This is a genomic window from Kitasatospora sp. NPDC059571, assembly GCF_042735675.1.
Classification (GTDB): Bacteria; Actinomycetota; Actinomycetes; order Streptomycetales; family Streptomycetaceae; genus Kitasatospora.
Map to the genome: position 1 here is coordinate 22618 of NZ_JBHWBW010000043.1, position 7389 is coordinate 30006.

Below are 7389 nucleotides of genomic sequence, written 5' to 3' on the forward strand. Positions count from 1 at the left end.
GGAGTGATTGCGTGGGGGGCGGCGCGGGGCGCGCGCCCGCCCCCCCCCACGGCTCGGTCATGTCCCGCTCCGTCCTGCCCGCCTCCGCCTCCGCCTCCGCCTCCGCCCGGCGCGGTTCCCGAAAACCCACAGAAGCAGACGCTTTTACAAGGTTGTAAGGAAAAGAAAGAAACAAATATTGACACTGCCGATCGGCCTGCGTAGCTTCCGGACGAGTCGGCGGAGAGCGCGAACTCGGGCGCCGTGCCGATGAGTTAGAGCTCCATCCCCCACCACGTCAGGAGCACTCCATGCGCAGCATGAGGTCGGCCGCCCTACGGGCCGCCCCCCGCGTCGCCGCTCGTCGCGCGGTCCGGTACCGGCGCGCCCTGCTCTCCGCTCTGGCGGCTTTCGGACTCGTCCTGGGCGCCCTGATCAGCCTCCCCGGCGTCTCGCAGGCGGCCGGCTCGCTGCCCTGCGACATCTACGGCTCCGCCGGCACCCCCTGCGTCGCCGCGCACAGCACGGTGCGCGCCCTCTCCTCCTCCTACAGCGGTCCGCTGTACCGGGTCACCCGGGCGTCCGACGGCGCCGGGGCGGACATCGGGCTCCTCGCCGCGGGCGGCTACGCCAACGCCGAGCAGCAGGAAGCCTTCTGCGGCGGCACCACCTGTCGCATCACCCGGATCTACGACCAGACGGCGCGTCACAACGACCTGACCCCGGGCCCGGCCGGCACCTCCGGCACGGGCGCCGACCGCGGCGCCGACGCGAGCGAGATCGCGGTCACCGCCGGCGGTCACAAGGTCTACGGCGTCTGGGTGTCGCCGGGCGTCGGCTACCGCTACACCGGCGTCGCGTCCGGCGTCGCGGTCAACGGCCAGCCCGAGGGCGTCTACATGGTGGCCAGCGGCACGCACGTCGGCGCGGACTGCTGCTTCGACTACGGCAACGCGGAGAGCACCCCGGCCGACACCGGGAACGGCCACATGGATGCCGTGAGCATCGCCACGACCTGCTACTTCGCGCCGTGCACCGGCTCCGGCCCGTGGATCGAGGCCGACATGGAGAACGGCATGTTCCAGGGCAACAACGGCTCCAACACCGCGAATGCGGGCAACAACTCCGCGTTCGTCACCGCCGTCCTGAAGAACGACGGCCAGCACACCTACGCCCTCAAGGGCGGCAACGCGCAGTCCGGCGCCCTGACCACCTGGTGGAACGGCGCCCTGCCCACCCGCGGCGGCTACCAGCCGATGCACCAGGAGGGCGGCATCATCCTCGGCATCGGCGGCGACAACAGCAACTGGAACCGGGGCACCTTCTTCGAGGGCGTCATGGTGGCCGGCTACCCGACCGACGCCGCGGAGAGCGCCGTCCAGGCGAACGTCGTCTCCGTCGGCTACGCCGGCCGCACCGACGTGCCCAACGGCCCGCAGGGCACCATCACCGGCCCGGGCGGCGCCTGCGTCGACGTCGCGGCCGACGACAGCGGAGTGAACGGTACCGCCGTCCAGCTGTGGGGCTGCCAGACCTACGCCGAGGACCAGCACTGGACGCACAACCCCGACGGTTCGCTCGGCACCATCGGCCGATGCCTGGACGTCAACGGGAACGGCATCGCGAACGGCACCCAGGTCGAGCTCTGGGACTGCAACGGGGTCGGCGGGCAGAAGTGGGTGCAGCAGTCGGACGGTTCGCTGCGCAACCCGCAGTCCGGCCGCTGCCTCGATGCGCCCAACGGCGCGACCGCGAACGGCACCCGGCTGCAGATCTGGGACTGCAACGGCTCCGCGGCCCAGAAGTTCGCACTGAGCTGACGCATCGTCAGGATGGCGTGGGCGCAGTGCGCCGGTGACCGGGAGGGGCGCGGCACACCCGCGCCCCTCCCGCTCTGCCCTCGTCCCCCGTGCGGAGCGGCGGTCGGTCCTCAGGCCGGGTCGGGCACCGGCTCGCGGTCGGGCATCGGCGCGTGCTCGGAGCGGGGGAGCAGCAGCGGGGTGGCGAGCAGCAGGAGTCCGGCGGCCGCGATCGCGGTCCGGGGGCCGGCCGCGGCGGCCAGCAGGCCCCACAGTGCGGTCAGCGCGGCGATCGAGGCCTTGCTGCTGACCGACCATGCGGAGAGCACGCGGGCGACCCGGTCGGCCGGGGTGCGGTCCAGGCGGTGGGTCGCGAACACCGGGTTGAACACGCCCATGCAGCTGATCAGCCCGAACTCCACGGCCATCACGATCGCGAGCCCTGCGGCGCCGGGGCGGACGAAGGCCAGCCCGAGCGGCCAGCAGGCCCGCAGCACTCCGGTGGTCCGCATCACCCGGTGCCGGCCGAACCGCGCGACCAGCGGCCGGGCCAGCCGGGAGCCGGCCAGGCCGCCGAGGCACGGCACGGCGAACGCCAGCCCGTACTGCCAGGGGGCGAATCCGAGCGGGCCGAGCATCAGGACCACCAGCAGCGGCGAGACCGCCATGATCAGGCCGTTGACCAGCACCGTGTTGAGGAACAGCGGGCGCAGCGCCCGGTCCGCGAGGATGAACCGCCAGCCGTCGAGGAGGTCGCGGGCCCGGAGCCGGCGTCCGCCGCTGGACGCCGCGGGGCGCGGTTCCCGTCCGCCGACGCGCCGCAGCGCGGCCGCCGACAGCAGGTAGCTGGCAGCGTCGGCCAGCACCGTCGCCACGGGGCCCAGCCAGCCGACCGCGGCGCCGCCGAGCGGCGGTCCGACCGCGGTGGCGAGCCAGGTGGTCGACTCCAGGCGCCCGTTCGCGGCGAGCAGGCCGCGCGGCGGCACGATCGACTTCAGGAACGCGCCGGAGGCGGCGGTGAACGAGATGTCGGCCGCGGAGACGACCACCGACACCACCAGCAGCTGGGCCAGGGTCAGCAGGCCGAGCGCGAACGCGGCGGGGATGCTGAGCAGCGACGCACAGCGGACGAGGTCGGCCGCGACCATCACCGGGCGCTTGCGGCGGAATTCCACCCAGGGGCCGAGCGGCACCGCCAGCAGCGCCCCCGCGGCCGGCCCTGCGGCGGCCAGCGCGGACACCCCGGCCGGGCCGGTGTGCAGGGCCAGGATCGCGATCAGCGGCAGTGCGTCGAAGGCGAGCCAGGTCCCGAGGGTGCTGACCGCGTACGCCGTCCACAGCCGCCGGAACGGCCGTCCTGGAGAATCGCCCGGCAGCTCGCCCGAGGCCTGCTGCGGAGGCGTTCCCGCTGCCCGCCCCGGTGGCGGTTCCGCTGCCGTGCCCGCCACGTCCTGCTCCGTTCTGTTCGCTTCCCCGCTCGCGCTTCCTGCTCGCGTTCCGGTCCCGGCCGTCGGCCGGTCCGGTACGCACGACCGGCCACCGGCATCCAAGCGGGCCGCACCGCCCCGGGGCAAATGACCGCCTCCGGCGGCAGGTGGAGCGGTGCGGCGGGGTCAGGCGGTCGCGGCGGCCGTGAGGTGGTCGGCGAGGGCGTCCGCGGCGGCGTCGTCCAGCGGGGCGTGGCCGACGAGCAGCCGGTACCAGAGGAAGCCGTACCCGAGGTCGACGAGGACGGCGGGGTCGGCGCCCGCGCGCAGGTCGCCGCGCTCGGCGGCGCGCTGCAGCAGGGCGCCGAGTGCGGCGCGCCGGCGCGCAGTGAACTCGTGCAGCACGTCCGCGACGGCGGCCTCGCGCTGGGCGCCGGTGACGACCTCGCCGAGCAGCCGCACCATGCCCTGGTCCTGCAGGACGGCGAAGCTGGCGCGGAAGAACGCGGCGAGGTCCCCGCGGAGGGTGCCGGTGTCGGGGAGTCCGACCGCCGCGGTCGCGGACTCGGCCATCGCCTCGGCGACGACGGCGCCCTTGGTGGGCCACCAGCGGTAGATGGTCTGCTTGCCGACGCCCGCGGCCCGGGCGATCCGGTCGACGGTCAGCTCCTCGCCCGACGCGCGCAGCAGGTCCATGGTCGCGGTGAGCACGGCCTCCCGGGCGGCCTCGTTGCGGCGGCGTCCGGTGTGCGGCCTGGCGGCGGCGCGGCGGGGCTCTTCCATGGTCGGGACTGTACACCGGAAAACGGTTGACGAGACTCGCGGTCTCGGCAAATACTTGTCGAGACCGAGAGTCTCAACAAACTTCCGAGGGGAACCCATGTCCTCGTCCTTCGCAGACCAGCGGATCGCCGTGCTGGGCGCCAGCCACGGCATCGGCGAGGCGGCCGCCGCCGCGTTCGCCGCGTCCGGGGCCGACGTGATCATCGCCGGCCGTTCCAAGGAGCGGCTGGACGCGGCCGCCGAGCGGATCGGCCGCCCGGTGACCGCCGTCGAGACCGACGCCACCGACCCGGAGTCGGTCGCCGCCTTCCTCGCCGTCGCCGGGCAGCTCGACCACCTGGTGATCGCACTCAGCTCCGGCGCCGTCGGCCTCGGCCCGTTCGCGCAGCTTGCCGAGGCGGACCTGCGCGCCGCCTTCGACGGCAAGCTCTTCGCCCACCTCGCGATCCTCCGCGCCGCGCTGCCGCACCTGCGCGCCGACGGGTCGGTCACCTTCGTCACCGCCGCCTCCGCACGGGCCGCACTGCCGGGGTCGGTCGGTCTCGCCGCGGTGAACGGGGCACTGGAGTCCGCCGTCCCGCCGCTGGCGGCCGAGCTGGCACCGCTGCGCGTCAACGCGGTGTCGCCCGGCGTCGTGGACACCGCCTGGTGGTCCGGCATCCCGGAGCCCGACCGGGCCGCCTTCTTCGCCGGCATCGCCGCCACCCTGCCGGTCGGCCGGATCGGCACCCCCGAGGACGTCGCCCAGGCCATCACCTACCTGGCCGGCAACGGCTTCACCACCGGCACCGTCCTCGACTGCGCCGGCGGCGCCACCCTCGCCACCGGCCGCTGAGCCCGCTCCGCCGGGCAGCCGTCGGCAGCCTGAGTACCCTCGGCGGAGGCTCGCGAGTCACGCGGCGGGGTCCCGCGCGCGCAACGGCCGGGCCGTCCGACGGGGGCCGGAAATGATCTCGCCCGTGCCCGTCCCGTCCGGTACGGTCGCGGGATTGTTCGTACTCCCGGGAGCCCGTGAGGTCCGCATGCGGCTGCCCCGGAGGTCCCCGGCCGAAAGCAGGTTGCTTCATGGCATGTCGTATCAGTGAGCTCGTACTCGGTTGCCGCGACCCCGAGTTGCTGGCGCGGTTCTGGTGCGAGGTCCTGGACTTCGTCGTGCTCGGCCGCGAGGACGACGGCTCGATGGAGATCGGGCCGCGCGAGGGCTTCGGCGGTGCGCAGCCGACGATCTTCCTCAGCCGCAGGGACGAGCCGGAGCCGGGGAAGTCCCGGCTGCACATCGACGTCAACGCCACCGACCGCGATCAGGACGCCGAGCTCGAACGCCTGCTGAAGCTCGGCGCCCGCCCGGCCGACATCGGCCAGACGGGGGACGAGCAGTGGCACGTCCTGGCCGACCCCGAGGGCAATGAGTTCTGCCTGCTCAAGGCCCGGCTCGCCCCGCTCTGATCCTCACCGGACGCCCCACGGCACCACGTGCGCCGGGGGTTCTCCGAGCGCCGACCTCGCCCGGCACGAAGCGATGGCGGCCGCGGCCCGGGCACGGACCGCCACCGGGTCATCCGCCGCGTCGTGAACGTGCCGCGCCGTCTGCTGCACCCACCGGCCGCCATGACGCCCGGCCGGGGAGATGCTGATGGCGGCGACGGGCGGCGTACGGGTGGAGCAATTGCACGGCAGACCGCCGGACATGAGGGGGAGAGCCTTGTCGAGTTCGAGCTTCCCGCCGGCGCGGGCGGTCGGTCGTGGGGCGGCCTGGTACCGCGGGGACTGCCATGTCCACTCCGTCCACTCGGACGGGGAGCTCACTCCTGAGGAGTTGGCTCTTCGGGCGCGCGCCGCCGGGCTCGACTTCATCGCGACGACGGAGCACAACTCGGCTGCGGCCCCGGGTGTATGGGGCCAGCTGGCCGCCGATGACTTCTTGATCGTTCTCGGTGAGGAAGTGACCACGAGGACCGGGCACTGGCTGGCGCTCGGCCTGGGCCCGGGCGAGGTCGTCGACTGGAACCACCGGGTCGGGGACGGGCTGATCGGCCAATGCCTGGACCAGGTCCATCGAGGAGGGGGCCTGTGTGTGGCCGCGCACCCGCATGCGCCCTACCCGTCGGGTGACTTCATGTTCCCCTTCCGGGGCTTCGACGTGGTGGAGGTGTGGAACGGGGCGTGGACTTCGGACCGGCCCTGGAATGCCGACAACGAGGCGGCCTTGGCGGAGTGGGGGCGAAGCCTCGCGGCGGACATCCGCACGGGCGCGTGGCGGCCGGCGATGGGTAACAGCGACACCCATCTGGAGGGGCAGATCGGTGTCCCTCACACCGTGGTCCTCGCCGAGGAGCTGAGCACCGAGGCGGTCCTGGCCGGAATCCGTTCGGGTCGCAGTTGGATCGCCGAGTCGGCGGACGTGGACGTTGCGTTCACCGCCCGTGCCGCCGGTGATGCTGCCGGTGTGGGAGAACGCCTCGCCGCGCACGGCGGGCAGGTCGACGTGCGGGCATCAGTGCACGGCGTGCCGACGGGGACCGTCAGCTTCCACACCGAGCGCGGGAAGGTCCACCGGGTCTCGCTCCCCGGTGACGGGGCGGGTGCGGTGCGGTGGGGCACGACAGCGGAAGAGTCGGCGTTCGTCCGCATCGAGGTCCGCCGTCCCGACGGCCGCGTTGCCGCACTCACCAATCCGATCATCCTGACCTGACCGCTCGCCTCACTCTGTGGCGCGCAGGCGGCGGAGGTCGTGCGACGAGGCGCCAGGGACGGGGACGCGGCGGCCGGTGAGGCTCTCCGTGTGAGCTCCGTCAGCTGCGCAGGCCGCCGAGGACGAGGGAGGTCAGGGCGTCGGCGAGGTCCTGGACGGGCAGGTCTCCGTCCGGCCGGTACCACTCGACGAGGGAGTTGACCGTGCCGAAGAGGAGGCGGCCCGCCAGGCCCGGTTCGATGTCCCGGCGCAGGCCGCCCTCGGCCGCGGCCTGTCGCATCAGTTCGGCGATCCGGCGGTCGAACTCCCGCCGGCGCTCCAGCGCACGGATCTCGACGGGGCTGTTGCCGCGCACCCGCAGCAGCAGGGTCACGTACGGGAGGTCGGCGGCGAGGACCTCGACGCTGCGGCGGACCGTCCGTTCGAGGCGGTCGACGGCGCTGCCGGCTCGCTGCTCCTCCTCGACGGCGGCGAGGAGGGCGTTCAGCGCCCGGCCGACCGCGAGTTCGAGGAGCTCCTCCTTGCCGGAGACGTGGTGGTAGATGCTGGATTTGCTGATCCCCAGCCGTTTGGCGAGCTCCTCCATGCCGGTGCCGTCGTAGCCGCGCGCGGTGAAGAGCCCCCCCCGGGCGCCCCCCCCCGACTCGCCGGCCGCACACCGGCCCCCCCCCCCCCGCCCCCCGGCCGCCTCACCCGCCCGCGCCCGCGG

7 protein-coding genes are annotated in these 7389 nt (G+C 73.9%); 4 read left to right on the top strand and 3 right to left on the bottom strand.

From position 1 onward, the window contains the following. Positions 1-290: 290 nt before the first annotated feature. Positions 291-1799: an arabinofuranosidase catalytic domain-containing protein gene (locus tag ACFV0G_RS07995; RefSeq protein WP_380543424.1), complete on the top strand. Its 1509-nt coding sequence runs from the start codon at positions 291-293 to the stop codon at positions 1797-1799. Between the two features lie 110 nt (positions 1800-1909). Here the strand turns inward: ACFV0G_RS07995 and ACFV0G_RS08000 are convergent, their stop codons facing one another. Both ACFV0G_RS08000 and ACFV0G_RS08005 read right to left on the bottom strand, forming a co-directional pair. Then, the gene (locus ACFV0G_RS08000; protein WP_380543443.1) at positions 1910-3154 is read right to left on the bottom strand and encodes an MFS transporter; all 1245 of its coding nucleotides are present in this window, start codon (positions 3152-3154) and stop codon (positions 1910-1912) included. A gap of 237 nt (positions 3155-3391) precedes the next feature. Continuing rightward, positions 3392-3988, bottom strand: a complete 597-nt coding sequence (locus ACFV0G_RS08005) for a TetR/AcrR family transcriptional regulator C-terminal ligand-binding domain-containing protein (RefSeq protein ID WP_380543427.1) — start codon at positions 3986-3988, stop codon at positions 3392-3394. 97 nt (positions 3989-4085) lie between these two features. Between ACFV0G_RS08005 and ACFV0G_RS08010 the strand changes: the two genes are divergently transcribed. The 3 genes from ACFV0G_RS08010 to ACFV0G_RS08020 all read left to right on the top strand — a co-directional run bounded on the left by ACFV0G_RS08010 (position 4086) and on the right by ACFV0G_RS08020 (position 6680). After that, positions 4086-4823 carry an SDR family oxidoreductase gene (locus tag ACFV0G_RS08010; protein WP_380543430.1) on the top strand — a complete coding sequence of 246 codons (738 nt, stop codon included), beginning with the start codon at positions 4086-4088 and terminating at the stop codon, positions 4821-4823. 230 nt (positions 4824-5053) lie between these two features. Further along, a complete protein-coding gene (locus ACFV0G_RS08015) occupies positions 5054-5434 on the top strand; it encodes a VOC family protein (RefSeq protein ID WP_380543434.1) in 381 nt (126 codons plus the stop codon). Between the two features lie 241 nt (positions 5435-5675). After that, entirely contained in the window at positions 5676-6680 is a 1005-nt protein-coding gene (locus tag ACFV0G_RS08020) for a CehA/McbA family metallohydrolase (RefSeq protein ID WP_380543446.1), read from the top strand. A gap of 100 nt (positions 6681-6780) precedes the next feature. Here the strand turns inward: ACFV0G_RS08020 and ACFV0G_RS08025 are convergent. After that, positions 6781-7389 (bottom strand): TetR/AcrR family transcriptional regulator (locus ACFV0G_RS08025; protein WP_380543437.1); only part of this gene is annotated, 609 nt, incomplete at its 5' end.